Source organism: Intestinimonas butyriciproducens, from assembly GCF_016901775.1.
In the GTDB taxonomy this organism is placed as follows: Bacteria; Bacillota; Clostridia; order Oscillospirales; family Butyricicoccaceae; genus Pseudobutyricicoccus.
Window position 1 is genome coordinate 57461 of sequence record NZ_JACJKW010000012.1, and the last position, 24428, is coordinate 81888.

Below are 24428 nucleotides of genomic sequence, written 5' to 3' on the forward strand. Positions count from 1 at the left end.
AACGAGCACCATATAATGTGAAGTATTATCCTGAATATCTATGCCCATTTTCAGGGGCAAAGGGGAGGAAACTATGCAAAAACAGTTTATGCTGACCGAAGAAAGGCTCAGAGAGATCAAAAATGAGCTGGAATATTTGAAGACCGTCCGGGAGAAAGAAGTGGCCGAGCAGATCAAAGAAGCCCGTTCTTTCGGCGACCTTTCGGAGAACAGTGAATACGACGAAGCCAAAAACGAACAGGGCAAGCTGTATTCCCGCATTGCCGAGCTGGAGAATGTGATCGCCGGCGCTGTGATCATCAACGAGGATGCCATCACCACCCAGCATGTAAGCATGGGCACCCGGGTCACCGTGGTGGAAGAAGGCTTTGAAGACGAGCCCGAAGAATATGCCATTGTGGGTTCTCAGGAGGCCAACCCTGTGCAGGGCCGCATTTCCGATGAATCCCCTCTGGGCAAGGCTCTTTATGGTCACGGTGTAGGCGATACCGTGGTAGTGGAAGCGCCCGACGGCGCCATCACTTACCGGATCGTGGCCATCGATCGGTAAAAAGAAAGAAAAAACGGCTGCAGCGGCAATGGCTGCGGCTGTCTTTTGATATGGAGGAAGATTATGAAGGAAGAAAAGAGCGCTGTGGCGGCAGAACAGGCCGCCCAGCAGGAAATGGGGGAACTGCTGCGCATCCGCCGGGACAAGCTGGCTGCCCTGCAGCAGGAGGACAAGAACCCCTTCGCCATCACCAAGTATCCTGTGGACCACTACGCCGCCCACATCAAGGAAGAGTTTGCCGGCATCGCCAATGAAGAGGAGACCGGCAAGGTCGTCCGTCTGGGCGGCCGTTTGATGAGCAAGCGGCTGATGGGCAAAGCCAGCTTTGCCGATCTGCGGGATACCACCGGAGATATTCAGCTCTATGTCCGCCGGGACAATGTGGGCGACGAGGAATATGCCGCCTTCAAAAAGTTTGACATCGGCGATGTAGTGGGCGTGGAAGGTGAAATCTTCCGCACCAAAATGGGCGAGATCAGCATCAAGGTGGAGAAGATCCAGCTGCTGTCCAAGAGCCTGCGTCCCCTGCCGGAAAAATGGCACGGCCTGAAGGACACCGACCTGCGCTACCGCCAGCGGTATGTGGATCTCATTGTCAATCCCGAGGTGAAGGACACCTTTATCAAGCGCAGCCAGATCCTGCGGGAGATCCGCGCTTATCTGGACGGCCAGGGCTTCCTGGAAGTGGATACCCCCATTCTGCTGCCTTTGGAGATCGGCGCTTCCGCCCGTCCCTTCGTCACTCATCACAACACATTGGATATGGATATGTACCTGCGCATCGAAACCGAGCTGGCCCTCAAGCGGCTCATCGTGGGCGGGTTTGACCGGGTGTATGAAGTAGGCCGTATCTTCCGCAACGAAGGCATGGATACAAAGCACAACCCGGAATTTACCAGCATCGAGCTGTACCAGGCCTTCACCGATTACAAGGGCATGATGGACCTGGTGGAAGACCTGTATAAGCACCTGGCCCAGACCGTCTGCGGCAGCCTGACCATTCCCTATATGGGTCAGACCATCGATATGAGCCATTGGGAGCGGCTGACCATGGTGGAAGCGGTGAAGAAGTATTCCGGCTGCGACTACTACACCTGGGAGACCGATGAGGACGCCCGGAAGGCCGCAAAGGAGAAGAATGTGCCGGTGCCTGAGGACGCCACCAAGGGCGCTGTGCTGGTGGAACTGTTCGACGCTTTTGTGGAAGAGAAGCTGATCCAGCCCACCTTTATCTATGATTATCCGGTGGAAAACAGCCCGCTGGCCAAGCGGAAGAAGGACGAGCCGGCCTTCACCGAACGCTTTGAGTATTTTATCAATGCCATGGAATTTGGCAATGCATTCAGCGAGCTCAACGATCCCATCGATCAGAAGGAGCGGTTTGAAAAGCAGGTGGCCCTGCGGAAGGCAGCCAATCCCAAGGACACCAGCCAGGTGGACTACGATTACATCAACGCTCTGGAATATGGTCTGGCTCCCACCGGCGGCCTGGGCTTCGGTCTGGACCGGCTGGTGATGCTGCTCACCGATTCGGCCAGCATCCGGGATGTGCTGCTCTTCCCGACGATGAAGCCGCTGGACAACAATGGTTCCCAGAAGAAGGAAGAGGAACCTGCCGCCCCAGCTCCTGCAGCAGAGCAGAAAGTGGAAGAGATCGATTTCTCCCAGGTGGAAGTGGAGCCTCTGTTCTCTGATTTTGTAGACTTTGAAACCTTCTCCAAGTCGGATTTCCGGGCGGTGAAGGTGAAGAAATGCACTGCGGTTCCCAAGAGCAAGAAGCTGCTGAAGTTTGTGCTGGACGACGGTTCGGGAGAAGACCGGGTGATCCTCAGCGGCATCCACGATACCTATGAGCCGGAGGAACTGGTGGGCAAAACGCTGATCGCCATCACCAATCTGCCCCCTCGCAAGATGATGGGCATCGACTCCTGCGGCATGATCATTTCGGCCGTCCATCATGAAAACGGCGTGGAGAAGCTTCATTGCCTGATGGTGGACAACCATATCCCCGCCGGCGCCAAGCTGTATTAAAAACGCGGCTTTGCCCAAGGGAAAGCAGGAGGAAATCTTTCTTCCCTTTTTGGGTAAAGAACGCAAGCGGGCCTGACGCCATCGGCGTCAGGTCTGTCTGCGCTTTTCCGGAAAGGCGGATTTTTGGGAAAAATCCAAAGGATCGATGGGATTCAGGTCCCGGAGGGAGACCAATATGCAGTCATTCAAAAGAAAACTAAAGCATTTTGCCAGGGAGCATCTGAAGAAACTCCAGCAGAGCAACGCCGCCGTGCGCCGTGCAGCGCCTGTGCGGGTGATGGCCGTGGGGTTTGCCGCTGTCATCCTGATCGGCACCCTGCTGCTGATGCTTCCCTTTGCCACCCGCACCGGAGAGAGTGCCGGCGCGGTCACCGCCCTGTTTACCGCCACTTCGGCCACCTGTGTCACAGGGCTTATTGTGGAAGATACCTATTTGTTCTGGAGCCCCTTCGGCCAGGCGGTCATCCTCTGCCTAATCCAGACCGGCGGACTGGGGTTTATGACCATTGCCATTGCCCTGTCCCTGCTTTTGCGGCGGAGGATCTCTTTGCGGGAGCGGCAGCTGGTGAGCACTTCGCTGAATATGGACGGGCTTTCCGGTATGGTGCGCCTGGTCAAGCGGGTGCTTTATGGCACATTGCTCTTTGAGGGCATGGGAGCACTGATCCTGTCGGTGCGTTTTTCCCGGGAATATGGCATCCTGGGCGGCATCAGCCGGGGGATCTTTCATTCGGTGTCGGCTTTCTGTAATGCCGGGTTTGATATTTTGGGAGATCAGGGCGCCTACATCTCTCTGGGCGGCTATACCGGAGATTTTGTGGTGACGGTGACCATCAGCCTGCTGATCATTCTGGGCGGCCTGGGCTTTTTTGTGTGGAGCGATATCTATTCGGCCAGAGACAACAAAGGCCGGCTCCACACCCAGAGCAAGATCGTGCTGCGCTCCACAGCCCTTCTTTTGCTGGTGGGTACGCTCTTTTTCCTGGTTGCGGAACACGACAACCCTCAGACCATGGGGAATCAGAACCTTTTTGGTCAGCTGCTCTCTGCATTTTTCCAGTCCACCACCACCCGTACGGCGGGATATGCCCAGCTGAACCAGGCCTATCTCACCGGCGCTTCCAAAGCCATGAGCGTGGCGCTGATGTTTGTAGGCGGCTCTCCCGGCGGTACGGCGGGCGGTGTCAAGACGGTGACGCTGGCCGTGCTGCTGATGGCGGCTCGCTCCTCTTTGCGGGGCACTTACCAAACCACAGTGGGCGGCCGGTCCATTTCCTATAAGCTGGTGATGGATGCTTTGTCGGTGTTCCTGCTGGGGATTTGCTCGGTGGCGATCGGCACATTTATGCTGTCGGCCTTTGATGGAGTCACCCTCAGTGCGGCACTTTTTGAATGCACATCTGCTTTCGGTACGGTGGGGCTCACACTGGGCATCACCCCGGAACTTTCCACCCCTTCGCTGTTGGTGCTGGTGGCGCTGATGTATCTGGGGCGGGTGGGTATCATCACCATCGGCATGGCCGCTATGATGCGCGGCAAAAAGGACGCCAAGATCAAATATCCCGAAGCACGGGTAATGATTGGCTAAAGGAGGAAACAAGATGGAATCGTTTGTGGTTATCGGCCTGGGACGCTTCGGCATGACCCTGGCCAGGGAACTGTACCGCCTGGGACATGAAGTGCTGGCGGTGGACAAGGACGAAGAAGCGGTGCACCGGGTATCCGACTCGGTGAGCCATGTCATCACTGCCGATGCCCGGGATGAGCAGGTGCTCAAATCCATCGGCGTGCGCAACTTTGATCATGCGGTGGTGGCATTTGCCGACAATATCCAGGACAACATCCTCATCACCCTGATGCTCAAGGAGCTGGGGGTGAAGAATGTGATCGCCAAAGGCAACGACGATCTGCATGTCAAGGTGCTCAAGCGCATCGGTGCCGACCGGATCGTCTTCCCCGAGGCCGATATGGGCGCCCGGTTTGCCCAGATGGTGGCCTCCAACAACATCATTGACTATATCGATATTTCCGAGGACTATTCCATTGTGGAAGTGGCGGCCCCCGACCGGTGGGGCGGCAAGAGCATCCGCCAGATCGATGTGCGGGCCCGTTACGGCATCAACATCCTGGCGGTAAAGACCCACAATGGCGAGACCATTCATGTTTCCCCTGAGCCGGATTATGTGATCCGCCGGGGGGACGCGCTGGTGGTCATCGGCGCCAACGACGACATCAAGAAATTGGGGTAATTATGGAAGAGATAACCAGCCGGGACAATCCCCGTATCCGCCGGGTCTGCCGGCTGATGGACAGCAAACGGATGCGGGAAAAGGAAGGGCTGTTCTGCTGCGAAGGGGAAAAGCTGCTGGAGGAGGCCCTGGCGGCGGGAGTGGAAGTGGTTCAGGTCTTTCTCAGCCGGGACCTGCCCTTGGAGCAGCAGAGGGACAGAGGAGTGCCCACCTTTTTGGTGCCCTCCTCCCTGATGGCCCAGATGAGCGGGGTGGAAAGCCCCCAGGGCGTGCTGTTTGTCTGCCGTATTCCCCCTCCCCGGAAGGATCTGCCGGAAGGCGCCTGTCTGGTGCTGGAAGATGTGCGGGACCCGGGGAATGTGGGCACCATTCTGCGCACGGCCGAGGCCTTTTCCTTGCCGGTGGTGCTGACGGGGAACTGTGCCGAGCTGTATAACCCCAAGGTGGTCCGTTCCACCATGGGCTCGGTGTTCCGGTGTCAGGTGTTCCGCCTGTCCCGGCCGGAGCTCTGGCAGGCGCTGGAGGAAAGAAACATTCCCCTTTACGCCGCCGCTTTGAGCAAAAGCGCCCGGGACATCCGTCAGGTGGATCTGAAGGGAGCAGCGGTGGCCATCGGCAACGAGGCCCACGGCGTCAGTGGGGAGCTTCTGGAGCACAGTCGTCTCCAGGTGATCATCCCGATAAAGGGCGCGGAATCCCTGAACGCCGGCGTAGCTGCCGCTTTGTGTATGTGGGAGATGCGCCGCTAGGTCACGAGGAGGAAATGCCATGGAAGCTGTGCTGGCTCATATTTGGCTGCGGGAAGAAGCCAGGCTGTCCACCCGCCGGATCCGGGAAGCCCGGGAGCATTTCGGAGGGGCCCTGGAAGCCTGCCGTGCTTTGAATGAGGGCGATCTCTTTTTTACGCCCCGGGAGAGGGAACAGAAAGCCAACGCTTCCTGGAAAAGAGCGGAAAAGGTACTGGAAAATTGCAGGAAAGCAGGGGCCCGGGCCATTTGCTATGAAGAGGACGGGTACCCGGAAGATCTGCGGCAGATCTACGACCCACCGGCGGTGCTCTATCTGCGGGGCACTATGCCAAAATGGGGAGAGATGCCGGTTCTGGCCATTGTGGGCAGACGCAAGGCCAGCCCTTTGGGGCTGGAGACCGCCCGCCGCTTTGCCCGGGTGCTGTCGGCCCACGGTTTTCTCATCGTTTCCGGCCTGGCTCAGGGGGCGGATGGAGCGGCCCACCAAGGGGCGCTGGAAGGTCCCACGCCCACAGTGGCTGTGCTGGGCACGGCCATCGACCAGTGTTATCCCGCCTCCCACAATGGATTGCTGCGGCGTATCCTGGAGAAAGAGGGCGCCGTTCTCAGCGAGTATCCACCGTCCCGGCGGGGCTATCCCGGCTATTTCCCCCGGCGCAACCGGATCATTTCCGGACTGAGTCTGGGGGTGCTGGTGGTGGAAGCGGCCAGGAAAAGCGGCAGTCTGATCACGGCGGCTACGGCGTTGGAACAGGGGCGGGATGTGTTTGCCGTCCCTGGCTCCATCGACAGGCCGGAATACGAAGGCTGCAACCAGCTCATCCGCTCGGGGGCTACCTTGTGCACAGACCCGGTGGAGATCTGCCAGGAATATGCCGGGCGTTTTCCTGCGCTCGTGATGGGGCTATCGGAAAAGCCGGAGGCAAATGAGCCGGAAAGGGAAGAGCGGGATGTGCACCAGAGCAAGCCGGCGCCGGTTGGCCTGACCGGCCGGGAGAAGCTCATTGTGGACAGCATGGATGGCCTGACCCACATCGATGTGATCTGCCAGAACACCGGCCTTGCCACAGGGGAAGTGCTCACCAGCCTGACCATGCTCCAGATCCGGGGCCTGGTGCGGGAGCGGGGGGCAAAATATTTTGAAATCATATGAAAACCATAGTATCATATTGTAGATAGACCGGCTTTGCCCCCGGAAAGGGGAGGCCAAAAAAATGGGCGGCCCGCAGCAGGAGCCGCCGGGAGGAACGCAATGTCAAAATTACTCATCGTGGAATCGCCGGCCAAGGCGAAAACCATCGGCAAATACCTGGGGTCTGACTATGTGGTCAAGGCATCCATGGGGCATTTGCGGGATCTGCCCAAAAAGAAGATGGGCGTCGACATCGACGGGGATTTCACCCCCCAATATGAGCCCATCGAGGGCAAGGACAAGATCATCGACGAGCTGAAAAAAGCGGCGGAGGAAAGCGAATTTGTCTACCTGGCCACCGACCCGGACCGGGAAGGGGAAGCCATTTCCTGGCATCTCAAGGAGATGCTCCATCTGCCCGACAGCAAAACCAAGCGGGTCACCTTTAACGAAATTACGAAAAAAGCGGTGCTGGCCGGGGTGGAACATCCCCGGGACATCGATATGAATCTGGTGGATGCCCAGCAGGGCCGGCGGATCCTGGACCGGATCGTGGGCTATCAGCTTTCCCCCTTCCTTTGGCGGAAGGTGCGGGCCGGGCTGTCGGCAGGCCGGGTCCAGTCGGCGGTCACCCGCCTGATCGTGGACCGGGAGCGGGAGATCCAGGCTTTTGTGCCCAAGGAATATTGGTCCATTGATGTAACCCTCACCGCCGGCCGGAAAAACTTCACCGCCGGTTTCTATGGGACAGCAGAGGGAAAGATGGAGCTTTCCAGCCAGGAAGAGACCGAAAAAGTGCTCTCCGCCATCGATGGGGCGGGCTATCGGGTGGAAAAAGTGAAGAAGGCCAAAAAGAAGCGGACGCCTGCGCCGCCTTTCATCACTTCCACCTTGCAGCAGGAGGCTTCCCGGAAGCTGTCCATGACGGCCAAGCGCACCATGATGGTGGCCCAGGAGCTGTATGAAGGCGTGGCCATCGAGGGCCAGGGACTCACCGGTCTGATCACTTATATGCGTACCGACTCCCTCCGGGTCTCCGACGATGCCCTGGCCGCCGCCCGGGATTATATCGGCGGCCGGTTCGGCAATGACTATCTCCCCGCCAAACCCCGGCATTACAAAACCAAAAAGAACGCCCAGGACGCCCACGAAGCAGTGCGTCCCACCAATCCTTTGCTGGATCCGGAGAGCATCCGCAGCAGTCTGTCCGCCGACCAGTATAAACTGTATAAGCTGATCTGGTCCCGGTTTACTGCAAGCCAGATGACCGATGCCATGATGGACACCACATCGGTGGACATCGGCTGTAACGGCTATATCTTCCGGGCCACCGGCCAGACGGTGGCGTTCCCCGGCTTTCTGGCCCTGTACGAAGAGGGACTGGACGAAGTGCGCAGCGACGACGAGCTGGCGCCCCTGCCGCCCCTCAGCGAAGGCGACGAGCCCAAGCACAAAAAGACCGAGCCCAAGCAGCACTTCACCCAGCCGCCGGCCCGGTATACCGAAGCCTCCCTCATCCGCACCATGGAGGAAAAGGGCATCGGCCGTCCCAGCACCTACGCCCCCACCATTTCGGTGGTTCTGGGCCGGGACTATGTGGTGAAGGAGGGCAAGTCCCTGCGGCCTACCCCCTTGGGCGAGGCGGTCACCGATCTGATGATCGACAAGTTCCACGATGTGATCGACATCAAGTTCACCGCCGGCATGGAGCGGCAGCTGGACGAGGTGGAGCAGGGCAACACCAATTATGTGGATATTCTGCGCAAGTTCTACACCGGCTTTTCCGGCGAGCTGGAGAAGGCGGAAAAGGACCTGGAAAAAAAGCGCATCAAGATCAAGGATGAGGAGACCGATGTGGTCTGCGAGCTGTGCGGCCGGAAGATGGTCATCAAATCCAGCCGGTTTGGAAAGTTCCTGGCCTGCCCTGGTTATCCCGAGTGCAAAAACACCAAGCCCATCACCGAGGACACCGGTGTGCTGTGCCCCCTGTGCGGAGCCAAAGTGGTGAAGAAAAAATCCCGCAGCGGCTATTACTACTATGGCTGCGAGAAAAATCCCACCTGTACCTTTATGACCTGGGATAAGCCTACCAATAAAAAGTGTCCCAACTGCGGCGAGCCTCTCTATAAGCGCTATACCAAGGCAGAGAAAAAATATGTGTGCTACAAGCCGGACTGCGGCTATGAGGAAGATCTGCCCCAGCGCAAGAGCAAGAAGAAGGATGAGGAAGCCCCGGCGGCAGAGCAGACCGTGGTAACGGCTGCCGAGAATGCAGGGGAGACCCCGGAGACCGCAAAGACCACCAAGGCCAAAAAGGCTGCGAAAACCACCAAGACGGCCAAGACCACCAGGACGGCCAAAGCCAAGGCCCAGGAGGAAGCCGGGGAGGAAAAGCCCAAAAAGACCACTCGGAAGAGCACCAGAAAGGTCGCAGGTGAAGGGGAAGAAACACCTAAAAAGAAAACCACCCGGAAAACAAGTGCGAAGAAGGCGGCAGAGAAGACGGAAGCGGAAGAGGAAAACAAAGAATGATGCAAGCCACAGTGATCGGAGCGGGGCTGGCGGGCAGTGAAGCGGCCTGGCAGCTGGCCTGCCGGGGAATCGAAGTACGGCTGCTGGAGATGAAGCCCCGGCAGAAGAGCCCGGCCCACAAAATGGATACCTTTGCCGAGCTGGTGTGCTCCAACTCCTTCCGTTCGGGGGAACTGACCAATGCCGCAGGGCTCTTGAAAGAAGAGCTGCGGCGGCTGGGCAGCCTGATCGTGGCCTGTGCCGACGCCACCCAGGTGGACGCGGGAGGGGCGCTGGCGGTGGACCGGCAGGCCTTTTCCCACCTGGTGACCCAGCGGCTGCGGCAGCATCCCCGGGTGCATATCGAGGAAGAGCGGGTGGATGCCATCCCGGAAAGCGGCCATGTGATCGTGGCCACCGGCCCCCTCACCGAAGGTCCCCTGGCCCAAAATATGATGGAATGGCTGGGGGAGGAAGAGGTCCTCAGTTTCTATGACGCCGCAGCCCCCATTGTTTCGGGAGCCAGCCTGGATATGGACAAAGCCTATTTTGCCTCCCGCTATGGCAAAGGCACCGGTTTGGATTATATCAACTGCCCCATGGACAAAGAGCAGTACCTGGCTTTCTGGCAGGAGCTGTGCCAGGCCGAGGAAGCCCCGGTCCACGGCTTTGAGGACAAGCGGGTCTTTGAAGGCTGTATGCCGGTGGAGGTGATGGCCCGGCGGGGAGAGGATACCCTGCGTTTCGGCCCTCTGAAGCCCATCGGCCTGCCCGACCCCAAGACGGGGAAAGAGCCTTATGCCGTGGTGCAGCTGCGGCGGGAAAACAGCCAGGGCACCATGTACAATCTGGTGGGTTTCCAGACCCATCTTCGCTTCCCTGAGCAGAAGAGGGTATTTTCCATGATCCCGGGACTGGAAAAAGCGGAATTTCTCCGGTATGGAGTGATGCACCGCAACAGTTATCTGTGTTCGCCCCGGGTGCTGGATGGATTCTACCGGGCGAAAAAAGATCCCCGGGTGATGTTTGCCGGGCAGATGACCGGGGTGGAAGGGTATGTGGAATCCACCGCCTCCGGCTTTGCCTGCGGGCTGAATATGGCCCGGAGCATGCTGGGCCTGCCGCTGCTGGAGTTTTCCACCCAGACGGCCATCGGAGCCCTCAGCCGGCACATCAGCTGTTATGAAGGCAAGAATTTTCAGCCCATGAACATCAACTTCGGCCTGATCGACGGGCTGGACAGACGGGTCAAGGGCAAGCGGGAGCGGTACATGGAGATCTCCCGCCGCTCTCTGGAACAGATCGAAGCATATCGGAACACGGTAATGGAGGGGACAACGGAATGAAGATCATTGTAGACGCCATGGGCGGTGACAACGCCCCTCAGAGCACGGTGGAAGGCAGCGTGCTGGCCGCCCGGGAACTGGGCGTAGAGATCGTGCTGGTGGGGCAGGAGAAAGCCATTCTGTCCTGCCTGGAAAAAGTGAAGAGCGATGATGTGGCGGGGAAGATCGAAGTGGTCAACGCCCCGGAGGTCATCGACATGTGTGACAGCCCCATGAGCGTCACCAAGGAGAAGAAAGATTCCTCCCTGGGCGTGGCGCTGCGGCTGCTGGGCGAGGGAAAAGGGGACGCCATGGTCTCCGGCGGCAACACCGGTGCAGTGCTGGTAGGCTCCACCATGTATGTCAAGCGTATCCGGGGCATCCGCCGTGCGGCGCTGGCCCCCATTCTGCCCACCGACAAGGGGGGCGCGCTGCTCATCGACTGCGGCGCCAATGTGGAATGCACCCCGGAATATCTGCTGCAATTTGCCTATATGGGCTCCTTCTACTGCCAGAAGCAGATGAAGATCGCCTCGCCCCGCATCGGCCTGATCAACAACGGCGCCGAGGAGAGCAAAGGCACCCCCATGATCAAAGAGACCTACGGCCTTCTGAAGCAGGCCGGGGAAGTGGGCCGGCTCAACTTTGTGGGCAACATCGAAGGCCGGGATGTGCCCTTTGGCATGGCCGATGTGATTTTGTGCGACGGCTTTACCGGCAATGTGCTGCTCAAGACCTATGAGGGCGTGGGCCTGTATTTTGTAGGCGAGCTGAAGAAGATCTTCTTCAAGAACCTGGGCACCAAGCTGGCGGCCCTGCTGGTGAAGAACGGTCTGGGCGCTTTGAAAAAGAAGATGGACTATAAGGAAGTGGGCGGCGCACCCCTTCTGGGCATTTGCAAGCCGGTGATCAAGGCCCACGGCTCCAGCGACCCCCGGGCCTTCAAGAGCGCCATCCGCCAGGCGGTGCAGTATGCCGAAAGCGGCATCATCCAGGCCATCACCGAAAACATCGAGCACATGACGGTATCGGCACCGGGAAAAAATTGAAACTGCCACTTTACAAGGCTTGAGGGGTTTGCTATAATCACTGACTGTACGGCGGGGGCAGGCCCCTGGCGTAGAAAGAGCATATAACGGGATAAATAGAAAATCTCGACAAGCGGGAGGTGGCAAAGATGGTACTGGAGAAGCTGAAGGGCATTATCGCCCAGCAGTTCGGGGTGGATCAGGACGAGATCACCGAAGAGACCACATTTGTGGGCGACCTGGGCGCCGATTCCCTGGATCTGGTGGAGCTGATCATGAGCGTGGAAGAGGCTTTTGAACTGGGCCAGGTGGAGGACAACACCCTGGAGAATGTGAAGACCGTAGGCGATGTGGTGAACTTCATCAAAGAGCGGGTCGAGGAATAATCGAGCAAACCGGAAGAAAAGGGGCATGGGGCATTTGCCCCGGCCCTTTTCTGCTGGAAGGGAAGAAGGAGGGAGAATCCATGGCAACACAGCTCAAGCTGGGGTATCGGTTTCACAACGATCAGCTGCGGCAGAATGCGCTGACCCACAGCTCCTATGCCAATGAGAACCGGGAGAAGGGAGTGCGCAGCAATGAGCGGCTGGAATTTTTGGGAGACGCGGTGCTGGGCTTCATCTGTGCGGAATATATTTATAGTCACTTCCGGCACATGCCGGAGGGGGAGCTGACCAAGCTGCGTGCGTCCATCGTGTGCGAGAAGTCGCTGTATGAATATGCCCAGCGTCTGAACCTGGGAGAGCACTTGCTTTTGGGTCACGGAGAAGAGAGCGGCGGGGGACGGAAGCGGCCCTCGGTGCTGGCCGACGCGGTGGAGGCCATGCTGGCGGCCATTTATCTGGATGGCGGCATGGAAGCGGCCAAGGGTTTCATCCTGGACTACATCAAGGAAAAGGCCGAGACGGTGTCCCACACCCGGCACCCTCTGGATTATAAGACGGCCCTCCAGGAGATCGTGCAGAAGAACCGGGAGGAGACCCTGACTTACCGGCTCAAGGGAGAAAGCGGTCCGGATCATGACAAGCGTTTTCTCATCGAGCTTCTGATCAATTCCAATGTGATCGCCCAAGGGGAAGGGCGGAGCAAGAAGGAAGCGGAGCAGGAGGCGGCCCGGCAGGCGCTGGAGCTGATGGGGCAGTGACAAAGCGTATTCTGCCGGTGTTCATTCCCCATGTGGGCTGTCCCCACCAGTGCGTGTTCTGCGACCAAAAGGCCATCACCGGGCAGAAAGCCCCCACTGGCCGGGAAGTGGAGCGCATCATCAAGGAGGGGCTCCCCTTGGGGAAGAACCCCCAGATCGCCTTTTATGGAGGCAGCTTCACCGCCATACCCGCCGCCTTACAGGAAGAGTACCTGGAGGCGGCTTTTCCGTATGTGCAGAGCGGTCAGGCCCAGGGGGTGCGGGTGTCCACCCGGCCCGACTGCATCACAGAGGAAGGGCTGGCTCTTTTGAAAAAATACGGCGTCCGGACCATCGAGCTGGGGGCCCAGTCCATGGACGATGAAGTGCTGCGTCTTTCCGGCCGGGGCCACCGGGCGGAGGATACCATTCGGGCAGCCCGCCTGGTGCAGGAAAAGGGCTTTGAGCTGATTTTGCAGCTGATGGTGGGCCTGCCGGGAGACAGCCGGGAAAAAAGTTTATCTTCGGCCCGGCAGGTGGCGGCCCTGCATCCCCAGGGGGTGCGGCTCTATCCCGTCTGCGTGCTCTGTCATACGCCCCTTTTTGCCATGATGGAGCGGGGGGAATACACCCCACTCACCCTGGAAGAGGGGGTGGAGTGGAGCGCCGACGCCCTGGAGGTTTTCCAGGAAAAGGGCATCCCCGTCATACGCCTGGGGCTCAATCCCAGCCGGGAGCTGGAAGAGCAGGTGGCCGCCGGGGTCTATCACCCGGCCCTGGGGCAGCTGGTGCAAAGCCGCATTTTGCGCCGCCAGTGTGAAGAAGTGCTCCGCAATGCACCCCCCGGCCCGGTCACCTTATATTATAAGAAGGGCCAGCGCTCCACCCTGCAAGGCCAGAAAAACGAAAATCTTCGCTATTTCAAAGAACACTACCCCGACAAGATTGTCAATATTGAAGAACTTCCCCAATAAATAAGCCGCCGGTTTTCCGGCGGCTTGTTTATTGCGGAGAATGTCATAATATGTTATACTGCAAACAGGCGCTGCCAGTAACGGTAGGCGGTTAGTCCCCCTTGTTTCAAAAAAGGGGGGAAACTTCTTGCCCCCCGACCCTGTGTATAGGAAGGGGGGATGGTCATGGTTACATATTCTGATTTAATACAAATCGGCATTTTAACCGTAGCCATTATCAGCCTGTTTTTTCAGGTCAACAATAAAAAGAAGTAACCGCCCCAGCCCCAACTGATGCGGTTACTTCTTGTGCTAAATCAGGGGGACTGACCGACTTACCGGCAGCGCCCTTTTTCTATGTAATATTATACAACCCTTTGCCGTGCTGTGTCAATGCCCCAAGTTCGTTGTATGCCGCAGGGCAAAGAAAAGCCCCCCTTGTGCAAAGGGGGGACAGCATGGCAAAGCCATGCCGGGAGGATTGTGAAGCCCAGCGCACCAGTTAGTCAGGCTGCATGACCGGGTGCGGGAGCACCGCTTGGGTGCGGCGGCTCGCCGTCAATCCCTCAGTCGGCGTTCGCCGACAGCTCCCTTTGCACAAGGGAGCCGTCTTTGCCTGAGTGCATCCAACGGGCCATGCTGAATGATTGCACCAAGTTCGTTGTATGCCGCAGGGCAAAGAAAAGCCCCCCTTGTGCAAAGGGGGGACAGCATGGCAAAGCCACGCCGGGGGGATTGATGGCACACAGGCAAATGGATGATACCAACCGCCGGGTGTGGGCATCATCAGCCAGGCACGCTGGCAATCCCTCAGTCGGCGTTCGCCGACAGCTCCCTTTGCACAAGGGAGCCGTCTTTGCCTGAGTGAACACAACCGGCCATGCTGAATGATTGCCCCAAGTCCGTTGTATGCCGCAGGGCAAAGAAAAGCCCCCCTTGTGCAAAGGGGGGACAGCGTGGCAAAGCCATGCCGGGGGGATTGTGAAGCCCAGCGCACCAGTTAGCCAGGCTGCATGACCGGGTGCGGGAGCACCCCATGGGTGCAGCGTCACGCTGCCCTGCCGCAGCAGGTGTTCTGGCGACAGTGTTACACTTATGTTACAATCCCCTGCAAAGTCTTGCAAAAAAAATCGGCTTTTGGTATCATGCATTACGAAGGGTACGATGTGCCCAAAAATTTTTATAGGAGGAATGAACCACATGAGAACTCTGAAAAAAGTTCTTGCGCTGTCCCTGGTGTTTGCCATGGCTTTCACCATGATGGCTGGTGCTGCGTTCAAGGATCAGGACAAGATTGATCCTTCCCTGACTAGCGACATCCAGCTGCTGACAGCTCTCGGCGTCTTCAAGGGCGACGAGAATGGTAACTTCAACCCCACAGACAATGTGCGGCGTTCTGAAGCTGCCAAGATGATCTATGTTCTGAAGAACAACGGTGTCGATGACGGCGCTGTTGCTTTCCAGGGCGTATCCAAGTACTCCGATGTTCCCGTTGGCCACTGGGCTGAGGGCTACATCAACTACTGCACCAACCTGGGCTACATGGGTGGCTGGCAGGAGAACGGCGTGCAGAAGTTCGATCCCAACGGCAATGTCACCGGCGTTGAGCTGATGAAGATGCTGCTGTGCATGATCGGCTACAAGGCTGATGTGCAGGGCTACACCGGCAACGGCTGGCAGACCAATGTTCTGGTCGACGCCGCTACTTCCGGCCTGTCCGTTGAGTTTGTGCCTTCCGTGTACGGCGCTACTCCCCGTCAGTGGACTGCTCGTCTGATGACCAATGCTCTGGATGCCTATGCTGTGTCCTACAACAAGGGCGAACTGACCTATGACGAGCTGACCTATGCTGCGTTTGCTCTGAAGCTGAACACCAAAGAAGGCATTCTGACTGATGCCGGTAAGGTTGCCCTGAGTTATGATGATAAATCGGAGACAGTTAATGGTGTTGCTCTGGACGATGATGGCGAGTACATCACAGTTGGTGGCGTAAGCTTCAAGACCACTGTGGATGCTTCCCTGCTGGGCCAGGATGTGAAGGTCTATTACAGAGCCGGCACAACCACCGACACCCATAAGGTCTATGCTGTTCTGGCTACTGGCGACTCCAAGGTCTATGAGACCACTCTGGGCGATGTGACCGTCAGCAATAAGATGCAGGATGAAGACTACGAGTCTATCAAGTTCGAAGGCTACAACAATGGCGTTGCTAAGAAGTATACTGATAAGCACTCTATCGTAGCTGTTTACAATCTGAACACTGTTGATACCCTTACTCCTGCTAAGCAGAATCCGGCTAACACCGAAGTGAGCGAGTTTGCTTCTATCAACGGCAACTCCAGCAATCCTGTCCGCTTTGTGGATGTGGACAACAATGGCTACATTGATTTGGCTTTCGTCACCACCACACAGTATGCCATTGTTGATGAGTACAACACCGACAAGAACATCCTGAAGTTCAAAGATGCTGAGGGTGATCCTGTCACTGTTCCCAATGTTGCTGCTATCAATAACACTGCCATCGATTCTGCTGAAGAGATGGACCATGTGAAGGTCGAAGGCACCATTGCCGAGGATGATGTTGTTGCGATCAACATCGACACCACCTCCGGCAAGCAGATGGTCGTTGTTTCCAAGGTTGAGCCTATGACTTCTTCTGTCACAGCTTATACTCTGAACAGCGATGGCAAGGAATACAATACTGTTACTATCAATGGCACTTCCACCAAGTTTGGTAAGTTTGCTATGGCTCAGTATGACAAGAGCACTGACAACGGCACTGTTCTGAACGACACCACCTTCTACACCGATGGCAAGTACATCATTTATTCCACTGGTGGAGAAGCCACTGTTTCTGTTGAGAATCTGGCTTATGTCACTGCTGCTAACCTTACTCAGTCTTGGGGTGAACACACCTACAAAGTAAGAGTTCTGTTGGCGAATGGCAGCACTGGTGAGTATACTGTGGCTGCTAGCTATGATGCTAAGGGCGACAAGATCACCAAGGAAGCTGACTTGGATAAGCTGTATACTTCGAGCACTGGCACAGCCATTGATCAGGTGTACTCCTACAGCATCTCCGGTGACGAGATCACCCTGCGTGCTCTGAAGAATGATAGCACCACTACCTTTGAAAGCAAGTATCAGAAGTATAACTATAATAGCAAGAAGGTTGAGGTTGCATCTGACAATCTGTTTACAACTGATAAAGATGAGTATGCTGTTGCCGATACTGCTTACTTCTTCGTGAAGAATTCGAAGGATGAAAACGATGTGAAGTACAGTGTTGTGAAGGCTTCCGAGCTGAACAAGACTCAGACTTCCATTACCGATGCTTCCTTTGGCTATAAGGATGTGAGCGGCATCCCCACCTTCCTGTTTGGTGTTCTGGAGCTGGAGAGCTCTGTTGTGTCCAGCGAAGCGGAATACGCCTTTGTGAAGACTGTTGCTAACTACGCTCTGGTTGATGGCGATCATCTGGCTCAGATGACTGTTATCCTGCCTGATGGCACTGAGGAAGTCATCCAGAAGGAATTCTCTGATGCGGCCAGCGCTAAGGATGCTGTCGCTGACTGGAACGCTTTCCGCGGCAATGTTGTGACCTACGAAATCGATGTTGACGGTTATGTTGACGGCGATGTTGAAGCTGTAACTGTAGCCAAAGATAGCGCTGCCTTGGCCGATGAGACTTGGAACAAGTTGCAGATCGTTGGCTGGAATAATTCCGTTGCTAATGTGAAAGTCAACAAGAAGGCTGATGCAGAACTGGTTGCTGTTGCTTCTGATGTAAAGATTCACTATGTGGATTGCACAACAAATGCTTATGCAGTGATTGATAGCGCTTCCAAGGTTCCTGCTACCGATACGGAAAGTGCTGCTGATAATCAGTCTGCTCTGGCTTATGTGCAGGATGTGAATGGCGTCATGACTATCACCGACATCTTTGTTGAGGTTGACGGTGCCAGCGCTGCTTCCTTGTGGAACTAAGCGTATAGACTTAGCACAATAGCTAACCAAATAAAAGGGACGGCTTCGGCCGTCCCTTTTTCTATCCTTCTGCATTGGGGCAGAAGAAAAGCCCGGGAATGTTCCCGGGCTTTTGTGCTATCTTCTTATAAAAATTCCCGCAGGCTGTGGACGATCTGGCCGTCCAGCCGCTGGCCGGGGGAAGCGCACACCATGCTGTTGAGCACAGCCTCTTCCGTGGCCTCCGCCACCGCCCGGAAGCAAAGGTCCATTCGCCGCTCGCTGATCTCCTGGCATTCCAGAATATCCTGATTGGGCGCATAGGGGATGCGCCGGGCGGTGGAAAAGCCGATCATGATCTCCCCGCTGCCGTGGCCCACATAGCTTCCCAGCCGGGCCAGCCCCACGCTGCACCGCTTGAGGATGCGCTTTAATTGCCGGGTGGAGCAGGGCAGGTCGGTGGCCACCACCATCATGATGCTCCCTTGATCCACCGGGGTGTCCCCCAGGCTGCGCACCGCAAGCCCGGCCCCCAGGCGGATGCCATCCACCGTCAGGTCTTCCAGCTTGCCGTGGTTGCTCTGCACCAGCACCCCCAGGGTGTAACTTTTGCCGTCCAGCAAAATCCGCCGGGAGGCCGAACCGATGCCCCCCTTCAGCCCATGGCAGATGGTGCCCTTTCCGGCCCCCACATCCCCTTCTTCAAAATCCGCCCCCGCATTCTGAATAGCGGCAAAAACTTCCTCTTTCCCCACGGCACGATGGCCGATGCGGTTGATCTTGCTGTCGTTGCATTCCCCCACCACCGGGTTCAGGCTCCACAGATCAACCCCGTCTTTTTCGCATTGCTCCAGGGTGTATTCCACCAGGGCGTCGTGCACCAGGCCCACGTTCAGGGTATTGGTCAGGGCAATGGGGGTTTCCAGCGTCCCCAGCTCATCCACCTGCAAAAGCCCCGCCGTCTTGCCGAAGCCGTTCCACACAAAGCTGGCCGCCGGCATCTTCTCCGTAAACAGGTTCCCCGGCCCGGGGATGATCACCGTCACGCCGGTTTTGTTTTCTCCGTTATCAATGGTGCAGTGGCCCACCCGCACTCCTTCCACATCGGTGATCTTGTTCCGCTGCCCCCGGGGCAGGCTCCCCACTGTGATCCCATATTCGTTGATCCGCTTTTGGTACATTTTCATCTTCCTTTGCGCCTTTTTCGTCTTTTTTCTTCATTATAGCATGGGCCGGTGGTCGTGTCCACTTGGAGCCGATGGGGACCCCGCCGGGAGGCTGGAAAAGGGTCGGGGAAAAACTTAGTTTTTCCCCGAGAGCCAGTGGCGGCGTCGCTTTGCGGGATGCTGGTTATTTCGGCTATGCGCCGAAATAACGCGCCGCCAATGCAAAGACCCCACGGAATTTTCCGTGGGGTCTTATTGATTGCGGAAAATGTCATACTATGCTATACTGAAAATAGGCGCTGCCAGTAACGGTAGGCGGTTAGTCCCCCTTGTTTCAAAAAGGGGGGAAACTTCTTGCCCCCCGACCCTATACAGGAAAGGGGGGATGACCGTGGTTACATATGTGACATTAAGTGATTTGCTCACTTTCTGCCTTGTGATCATAGGCGTTATTAGTCTGGTCATCCAGGCCGGTAATAAAAAGAAGTAACCGCCCCAGGCCCAACTGATGCGGTTACTTCTTACACCAAATCAGGGGGACTAACCGACTTACCGGCAGCGCCCTTTTCTGTCTTTATTATACTGCGAAGTTTCCCTTTGTGTCAAGGCCCAGCGCGGCAGCGCAACATGGGTGCAGCGTCACGCTGCCTTAGTCCATGTCTGTGCCGGTGCCTACCACATCGCCAAGCACCATTTGCAGGCCCTTGGAGAAATTCTGGGCATCAGAGGTGTATTCCTCCATTTCCGCCTGGAGCACCAGAGCTTCCGCCGCACCGTTTTCACCCTTGGCCGCTTCGGCGATTTCCACCGTCAGCCGCAGCACTTCGCTGGAGGCCGTGGCTCCGGTCTTCACCAGCTCATGGGCTTCGGCGTAGCTTTCCGGCGCCTGCAATTCGGCAAAACGCTCATACATGGGCCGCATATTGCTGATCAGACCCATAGCCACATCGATTTTGTTCTGCTGGGACTTCTTTTCTTCCTCGGTTTCCGCGGTCGCGCTCATGGCTTCCTCCAGCTTGAGGGAGGCCTCGTTGCTGGCCAGCATCAGCTCGTCATAATATTGCTGGCAAACAATCAGATATTCCTCTTCGTTCAAAGGCCCGGTCACATCGGGCAGGGGAGTTTCCTCCTTGTCCTGCTGCTCCGGCGCGTCTGTGGGGTTTTCTGCCTGCTCCGTCTCTTCCTGCTCTGCCTTGGAAGCCTCTTCCTGCTTATTGCAGCCGAACAGCCCCAGCAGCATCACAGCCGAAAGGCCCAATGCAAAAAGGCGTGTAATGGATTTTTTGTGATTCATGGGTATCCCCTCCTGGGTCTTGGTGGTTCCAATATGTAATCTAATTATAACATTACCCGGCGATTTTTTCAAGGTTTTGTAACAAAGTGACAAAGCCGCCGGTTTCCCGGCGGCCCTGCAAGGCTTTAATATTGTTCCAGCAGATCCTGCTTGATCTTCCACAGTTTGGGAGAAAGATCCACGATATAGGAATGGGGGTTTTCAAACCGTTTGACCTCGGGCCACAATGTGCCCACCTGCTGGCGGCAGAAGGCCTGGATCTCCTGAATGGGCCGCTTTTCGTAAACGCATTTGCCCTTTTGGAAAATGGGCTGCAGCAGGGGAACCACGGTGTAATCGGTGAGGGTCTTTTTCTTCCAGGTGTAAGTGGGGTCGAAAATGGTGTAGGGTTCGCCCTGGGGCATTTCCTCCTCATGGAGGGCCACCACATCGGCAGAAGCCAGACCGGTTTCCTTGTCGTAAAAACGCCAGACCTGCTTGAAATGGGGCGTTGTGATCTTTTCCACATTCTCGCTGATCTTGATTTTGGGAATGATATGGCCCTCTTTGTCCTCGATGGCGGCCAGCTTATAGACGCCGCCGAAGATCGGTGCGCTGCGGGAGGTGATCAGCCGCTCGCCAATGCCGAAGGTGTCAATCTGGGCGCCCTGGATGATCAGGTCACGGATGAGCACTTCGTCCATGGAGTTGGATACCACGATTTTGCAATCGGTCAGCCCTTCCTCGTCCAGCCTGGCACGGATCTTCTTGCTCACATAGGCAATGTCGCCGCTGTCAATGCGCACGCCTTTCAGCCGGCAGCCCTGGGGCTCCAGCACTTCCTTGGCGATGCGGATGGCATTGGGCAGGCCGTATTTCATCACGCTGTATGTGTCGATGAGCAGAGTGCAGTCCTGGGGATAGATCTCCGCATAGGCTTTGAAGGCGTCATATTCGGTGGGGAACATCTGCACCCAGCTGTGGGCCATGGTACCCGCTGCCGGTACGCCGTAATCCCGGTCGGTCATGACGCAGGCCGTGCCGGCACAACCGCCGATGTAGGCCGCTCTGGCGCCCAGAACGGCGCCGTCACCGCCCTGGGCACGGCGGGAGCCAAATTCCAGCACCGTCCGCCCCTGAGCTGCCCGCACCATCCGGTTGGCTTTGGTGGCGATCAGGCTCTGGTGATTGATGGTGAGCAGAACCATGGTTTCGATGAACTGGGCCTGGGCCACCGGGCCCCGCACGGTGACAATAGGCTCGCCGGGGAAAATGGGAGTGCCTTCGGCAATGCACCATACATCACAGGCAAATTTGAAGTCTTTCAGATAGTCCAGAAATTCCGGGCAGAAGCAGCCCTTGCTGTGAAGATATTCCAGATCCTCCTGGGTGAAGTGGAGGTTTTTCAAATATTCCACCAGCTGCTCCACACCGGCCATGATGGAATAGCCGGCATTGTCAGGCACATTCCGATAGAACATATCAAAATAGGCAATGGTATCTCCCATGCCCTTTTTGTAATAGCCATTGGCCATGGTAAATTCATAAAAATCGGTGAGCATGGTGAGATTTTTGTTCAGTTTCAAGGCGTCCACCTGCGTTTCTTTCAAAATTGGAGTTTTTCCCGGAAAGGGATTTGCTCTATTTACATGATATATGGTAAGATGGTCAGTGTCAAACGAAATTCCCTGTCTGAAGGACATTTTTCGCCTTTCAGACGCTTTTTCAGCAAAATAAAGGAGAGACCGTTATGAAAAGCAGAACCGGCAGCCTGGAAATGATCAAAAAGATCAATCGCCAGCTGGTGCTGGAGACCATCAAAGTCCATCAGCCTATCAGCCGCGCCCGGATCGCCCGGGAGCTTTCTTTGAGCAAAACCACCGTCAGCGCCATTTGTGACGAGCTGCTGCGCAGCCGGATGGTTATCGACCTGGGAGAGAAGGGGCCGGAAAAGGGCAGCGGACGCCCGTCCAAAATGCTGGGATTCAATCCCCTTTCGGCCTGTGGTGTGGGTATCGATATTCACCCGGATCACGCATTGGCCGTGGTCACCGATCTGGATGGACGCACCCTCTATCGTACCGAAACCGCCATGGAGCCTACACCGGAAGAAATGGCTGCCCTGGCCCGCAGGTGTGTGGAAAAAGCGGGGATGACTGAGGAAAAAACCATCGGTTTGGGTATCAGTCTGCCGGGAACGGTGGACCGTCGGGGACGGGTGATCCGGGCCAACAGCCTGGGATGGCAGGATTATCCTTTGGCGGAAGAGCTGGGGCGGCTGCTGCCCTTCCCGGTGGAGATCAACAATGAGGCCAACTGCGCCGCATTGGGAGAGCGGTGGAAAGGCACCGGCGCCCGGGCAGATGATCTTTGCTATGTGGACATTGGCCAGGGGGTGGGCAGCGCCATTATTTGCGATGGCGAGCTGGTGTACGGCGCAGCCTGCCGGGCCGGAGAGATCGGCTACCTGCTGGGGGAGATCGATCAGGAGATGAGCAACCGGAATGTGCTGGGAGAGCCGGGAGTGCTGGAACGGAAGATCTGGAGTACACTCTCCAGCTGCGGATTGAATCTGGAGCAGATGTTTCAGGCCTATGTGCAGGGCAAGGAGCCGGCCCGGGGAGCGGTGACTTATTTTATCCGGGATCTGGCCCGGGTGATCGCCAACATTGCCAGCATGCTCAATCCGGAAGTGGTGGTCATCGGCGGCATTGTGGCCCAGTATATGAAGCCGGTGCTGCCGGATATCCGGGCGGTAGTGGGGGTGCTGACTCCGATCCCCACCCGGGTGGAGCTGGGAAGCCTGGGTCCCTGGGCCGCGGCCATGGGGGCTGCTTTCCAGGGCAGCGTCCACAGCAAACTGTAAGAGCCGTTTTGCAGCGGGCAAACAGGTCTGTTCATAATAAAGAAAGCCGTCCCGAAGGACGGCTTTCTTCTTGCAAATTGTTACATGGAGCGGGAACCGGCGTTGCCGGCCGGAGCGTTGATGGTACCCCGGCTCCGGGGCGTGGAACGGGTGTTGTAGAAAGTGACAAACTTGATGGAATAGAGATCGCATACCACATACCGGTCTTCCAGATCCTGATACAGTGTCACATAATTGTTGCCCACGGCATAGAGGATGCCGCCTCGGGTGACGATGTTCTGGGTACCGATGAGAAAGTCGATCTCCACATAATAACCCAGGTTGTCGGCCAGATCCTGAAGCATGGAGCCGCGGCTTACATCGGCGTTGGACTGAGGGTCCAGCACCTGATTCATGGGTTCGTCAGGGCCCATGTGCAGCCCTTGGGCAGGATTTCCGCCATAGGATGTGTCATAAAACATAGTAAGTACCTCCCGGTTTTGTCGTTATGTTTGAAAATAGGCATCCAGCGGGTCATAGAAGCAGTGGTCACCGATACGATGGGTAAAAATGCCCACTTCGCTGGGGAAGTTTTCCCGGCAGAGAGGGGAATAGGGATTGTAAAACCACAGAGCCTGACCCAGCGGAGAAAGGCGGTTTCCCGCCATGGCCCAGTCGGCGATCTCGTAATGAATGGCCTCTGGGCGCATATTGTAAATGTTCTGGGCATTGTATCGGCCATTTTCCGTTTCGGAGGCGCAGACAAACTGGCCGGGCTGGAAAATGATGTTCCGCAGACTTCCCCGGCCCACCCGGGCATATTCCCCGCCGGGAGCATGGACCCGGTTCATCACCACCGAAGCCACTGCTTTCATGCCGTTTTCCCCTTCGCCTCCTGCTTCGCACTGGACCAGCCGGGCCAGAAGCTCCCTGTCCGAATAGGCCACTGTTCATTCCTCCTTTTCCCTTTATCCTATGCCAGAAGCAGAAAAGGGTGCAAAAAAACCGCCTTCCCCATGGAAGGCGGTGATGGTCATCAGACCTTGGTGCAATGCTTCTTTTTTTTCCGGTGGTACCAGAACAGCATACAGAAGCGGAACAGGGAAGAAATGAGCACAATGCCCAGGGCCAGAGCGCCTGCAACAGCCAAAGTGTGTACCAGTGATTGACCGAAGGCGATCTGATTGCCGGATACACAGTATTCCATGGTGTAGTAGATGCCAGCGCCGGGAACCAGGGGCAGAATACCCACGATGAGGAACATGGTCACCGGAGCTTTGTAAATGCGGGCCAGAATCTCGGAATAAAGGGCCACAGCCATGGTGGCTACAAAATTTTGCAGAATATCGTTGCCGGTGAAATTCAGAAGATTATAGGCGATCCAGCAGATGGAGCCGCCCAAGGGGGCCAGAAAGATGAATTTCCCCCGCATATTGTAGATCAGGGTAAAGGCCAGACAGGCCACATAGGCATAAAGGAAAGCCAGTAAGATTTCATGGATAGGCATAAAGGGGCTCCTTTCTTTTG

21 protein-coding genes are annotated in these 24428 nt (G+C 56.7%); 15 read left to right on the forward strand and 6 right to left on the reverse strand.

Annotated elements, in window-relative coordinates:
* The first annotated feature begins 73 nt into the window (after positions 1-73).
* The 14 genes from greA (at position 74) to H6A25_RS07845 (ending at position 17638) form a co-directional block, all read left to right on the forward strand.
* Positions 74-550 carry a transcription elongation factor GreA gene (greA, locus tag H6A25_RS07785; protein WP_204751404.1) on the forward strand — a complete coding sequence of 159 codons (477 nt, stop codon included), beginning with the start codon at positions 74-76 and terminating at the stop codon, positions 548-550.
* A gap of 63 nt (positions 551-613) precedes the next feature.
* Positions 614-2581: a lysine--tRNA ligase gene (gene lysS / locus H6A25_RS07790; protein WP_204751405.1), complete on the forward strand. Its 1968-nt coding sequence runs from the start codon at positions 614-616 to the stop codon at positions 2579-2581.
* A gap of 175 nt (positions 2582-2756) precedes the next feature.
* On the forward strand, positions 2757-4169 hold the full coding sequence (locus tag H6A25_RS07795) for a TrkH family potassium uptake protein (RefSeq protein WP_204751406.1): 1413 nt from the start codon (positions 2757-2759) through the stop codon (positions 4167-4169).
* Positions 4170-4182: 13 nt separating this feature from the next.
* Positions 4183-4830 (forward strand): potassium channel family protein, encoded by a 648-nt coding sequence (locus tag H6A25_RS07800; RefSeq protein WP_118427017.1) that lies wholly within the window; start codon positions 4183-4185, stop codon positions 4828-4830.
* 2 nt (positions 4831-4832) lie between these two features.
* Positions 4833-5579 carry a TrmH family RNA methyltransferase gene (locus tag H6A25_RS07805; protein WP_204751407.1) on the forward strand — a complete coding sequence of 249 codons (747 nt, stop codon included), beginning with the start codon at positions 4833-4835 and terminating at the stop codon, positions 5577-5579.
* A 19-nt stretch (positions 5580-5598) separates the two neighbouring features.
* Entirely contained in the window at positions 5599-6732 is a 1134-nt protein-coding gene (dprA, locus tag H6A25_RS07810; protein ID WP_204751408.1) for a DNA-processing protein DprA, read from the forward strand.
* A gap of 99 nt (positions 6733-6831) precedes the next feature.
* The gene (topA, locus tag H6A25_RS07815; protein WP_204751409.1) at positions 6832-9243 is read left to right on the forward strand and encodes a type I DNA topoisomerase; all 2412 of its coding nucleotides are present in this window, start codon (positions 6832-6834) and stop codon (positions 9241-9243) included.
* Complete coding sequence (gene trmFO / locus H6A25_RS07820; protein ID WP_430651165.1) at positions 9240-10568, forward strand: methylenetetrahydrofolate--tRNA-(uracil(54)-C(5))-methyltransferase (FADH(2)-oxidizing) TrmFO; 1329 nt, start codon at positions 9240-9242, stop codon at positions 10566-10568. Before topA ends, trmFO begins: the two co-directional genes overlap by 4 nt.
* A complete protein-coding gene (gene plsX, locus H6A25_RS07825) occupies positions 10565-11596 on the forward strand; it encodes a phosphate acyltransferase PlsX (RefSeq protein WP_204751410.1) in 1032 nt (343 codons plus the stop codon). The genes trmFO and plsX overlap by 4 nt, the downstream gene beginning before the upstream one ends.
* Before the next feature lie 128 nt (positions 11597-11724).
* Positions 11725-11961, forward strand: coding sequence for an acyl carrier protein (acpP, locus tag H6A25_RS07830; protein WP_118427007.1), 237 nt, complete (start codon positions 11725-11727; stop codon positions 11959-11961).
* 80 nt (positions 11962-12041) lie between these two features.
* Positions 12042-12719 carry a ribonuclease III gene (rnc, locus tag H6A25_RS07835; RefSeq protein ID WP_118427238.1) on the forward strand — a complete coding sequence of 226 codons (678 nt, stop codon included), beginning with the start codon at positions 12042-12044 and terminating at the stop codon, positions 12717-12719.
* Positions 12716-13672 carry a radical SAM protein gene (locus H6A25_RS07840; RefSeq protein WP_204751411.1) on the forward strand — a complete coding sequence of 319 codons (957 nt, stop codon included), beginning with the start codon at positions 12716-12718 and terminating at the stop codon, positions 13670-13672. The genes rnc and H6A25_RS07840 overlap by 4 nt, the downstream gene beginning before the upstream one ends.
* Before the next feature lie 165 nt (positions 13673-13837).
* On the forward strand, positions 13838-13927 hold the full coding sequence (locus H6A25_RS13075) for a putative holin-like toxin (protein WP_345941594.1): 90 nt from the start codon (positions 13838-13840) through the stop codon (positions 13925-13927).
* 924 nt (positions 13928-14851) lie between these two features.
* On the forward strand, positions 14852-17638 hold the full coding sequence (locus H6A25_RS07845; RefSeq protein ID WP_204751412.1) for an S-layer homology domain-containing protein: 2787 nt from the start codon (positions 14852-14854) through the stop codon (positions 17636-17638).
* 125 nt (positions 17639-17763) lie between these two features.
* Here the strand turns inward: H6A25_RS07845 and H6A25_RS07850 are convergent, their stop codons facing one another.
* From H6A25_RS07850 to H6A25_RS07860, 3 genes are all read right to left on the reverse strand, one after another.
* Complete coding sequence (locus H6A25_RS07850) at positions 17764-18804, reverse strand: P1 family peptidase (protein WP_345941595.1); 1041 nt, start codon at positions 18802-18804, stop codon at positions 17764-17766.
* Positions 18805-19432: 628 nt separating this feature from the next.
* Positions 19433-20077, reverse strand: a complete 645-nt coding sequence (locus tag H6A25_RS07855) for a hypothetical protein (RefSeq protein ID WP_204751413.1) — start codon at positions 20075-20077, stop codon at positions 19433-19435.
* Between the two features lie 125 nt (positions 20078-20202).
* Complete coding sequence (locus H6A25_RS07860) at positions 20203-21642, reverse strand: nicotinate phosphoribosyltransferase (RefSeq protein ID WP_430651166.1); 1440 nt, start codon at positions 21640-21642, stop codon at positions 20203-20205.
* Positions 21643-21806: 164 nt separating this feature from the next.
* On the opposite strand from H6A25_RS07860, the gene H6A25_RS07865 reads away from it, so the two are divergent.
* The gene (locus H6A25_RS07865) at positions 21807-22922 is read left to right on the forward strand and encodes an ROK family transcriptional regulator (protein ID WP_204751414.1); all 1116 of its coding nucleotides are present in this window, start codon (positions 21807-21809) and stop codon (positions 22920-22922) included.
* Positions 22923-23002: 80 nt separating this feature from the next.
* Here H6A25_RS07865 and H6A25_RS07870 read toward each other — a convergent pair whose 3' ends face one another.
* From H6A25_RS07870 to H6A25_RS07880, 3 genes are all read right to left on the reverse strand, one after another.
* Positions 23003-23383: a hypothetical protein gene (locus H6A25_RS07870; protein WP_204751415.1), complete on the reverse strand. Its 381-nt coding sequence runs from the start codon at positions 23381-23383 to the stop codon at positions 23003-23005.
* A 24-nt stretch (positions 23384-23407) separates the two neighbouring features.
* The gene (locus tag H6A25_RS07875) at positions 23408-23848 is read right to left on the reverse strand and encodes a cell wall hydrolase (protein WP_204751416.1); all 441 of its coding nucleotides are present in this window, start codon (positions 23846-23848) and stop codon (positions 23408-23410) included.
* An 89-nt stretch (positions 23849-23937) separates the two neighbouring features.
* On the reverse strand, positions 23938-24408 hold the full coding sequence (locus tag H6A25_RS07880; RefSeq protein WP_204751417.1) for a threonine/serine exporter family protein: 471 nt from the start codon (positions 24406-24408) through the stop codon (positions 23938-23940).
* Positions 24409-24428 lie beyond the last annotated feature (20 nt).

What these genes read in the sequence shown, in the direction of transcription:
- greA (WP_204751404.1), top strand. Translation starts at nt 74, where the DNA reads ATGCAAAAACAGTTTATGCTGACCGAAGAAAGGCTCAGAGAGATCAAA.
- lysS (WP_204751405.1), top strand. Translation starts at nt 614, where the DNA reads ATGAAGGAAGAAAAGAGCGCTGTGGCGGCAGAACAGGCCGCCCAGCAG.
- H6A25_RS07795 (WP_204751406.1), top strand. Translation starts at nt 2,757, where the DNA reads ATGCAGTCATTCAAAAGAAAACTAAAGCATTTTGCCAGGGAGCATCTG.
- H6A25_RS07800 (WP_118427017.1), top strand. Translation starts at nt 4,183, where the DNA reads ATGGAATCGTTTGTGGTTATCGGCCTGGGACGCTTCGGCATGACCCTG.
- H6A25_RS07805 (WP_204751407.1), top strand. Translation starts at nt 4,833, where the DNA reads ATGGAAGAGATAACCAGCCGGGACAATCCCCGTATCCGCCGGGTCTGC.
- dprA (WP_204751408.1), top strand. Translation starts at nt 5,599, where the DNA reads ATGGAAGCTGTGCTGGCTCATATTTGGCTGCGGGAAGAAGCCAGGCTG.
- topA (WP_204751409.1), top strand. Translation starts at nt 6,832, where the DNA reads ATGTCAAAATTACTCATCGTGGAATCGCCGGCCAAGGCGAAAACCATC.
- trmFO (WP_430651165.1), top strand. Translation starts at nt 9,240, where the DNA reads ATGATGCAAGCCACAGTGATCGGAGCGGGGCTGGCGGGCAGTGAAGCG.
- plsX (WP_204751410.1), top strand. Translation starts at nt 10,565, where the DNA reads ATGAAGATCATTGTAGACGCCATGGGCGGTGACAACGCCCCTCAGAGC.
- acpP (WP_118427007.1), top strand. Translation starts at nt 11,725, where the DNA reads ATGGTACTGGAGAAGCTGAAGGGCATTATCGCCCAGCAGTTCGGGGTG.
- rnc (WP_118427238.1), top strand. Translation starts at nt 12,042, where the DNA reads ATGGCAACACAGCTCAAGCTGGGGTATCGGTTTCACAACGATCAGCTG.
- H6A25_RS13075 (WP_345941594.1), top strand. Translation starts at nt 13,838, where the DNA reads ATGGTTACATATTCTGATTTAATACAAATCGGCATTTTAACCGTAGCC.
- H6A25_RS07845 (WP_204751412.1), top strand. Translation starts at nt 14,852, where the DNA reads ATGAGAACTCTGAAAAAAGTTCTTGCGCTGTCCCTGGTGTTTGCCATG.
- H6A25_RS07850 (WP_345941595.1), bottom strand. Translation starts at nt 18,804, where the DNA reads ATGAAAATGTACCAAAAGCGGATCAACGAATATGGGATCACAGTGGGG.
- H6A25_RS07855 (WP_204751413.1), bottom strand. Translation starts at nt 20,077, where the DNA reads ATGAATCACAAAAAATCCATTACACGCCTTTTTGCATTGGGCCTTTCG.
- H6A25_RS07865 (WP_204751414.1), top strand. Translation starts at nt 21,807, where the DNA reads ATGAAAAGCAGAACCGGCAGCCTGGAAATGATCAAAAAGATCAATCGC.
- H6A25_RS07870 (WP_204751415.1), bottom strand. Translation starts at nt 23,383, where the DNA reads ATGTTTTATGACACATCCTATGGCGGAAATCCTGCCCAAGGGCTGCAC.
- H6A25_RS07880 (WP_204751417.1), bottom strand. Translation starts at nt 24,408, where the DNA reads ATGCCTATCCATGAAATCTTACTGGCTTTCCTTTATGCCTATGTGGCC.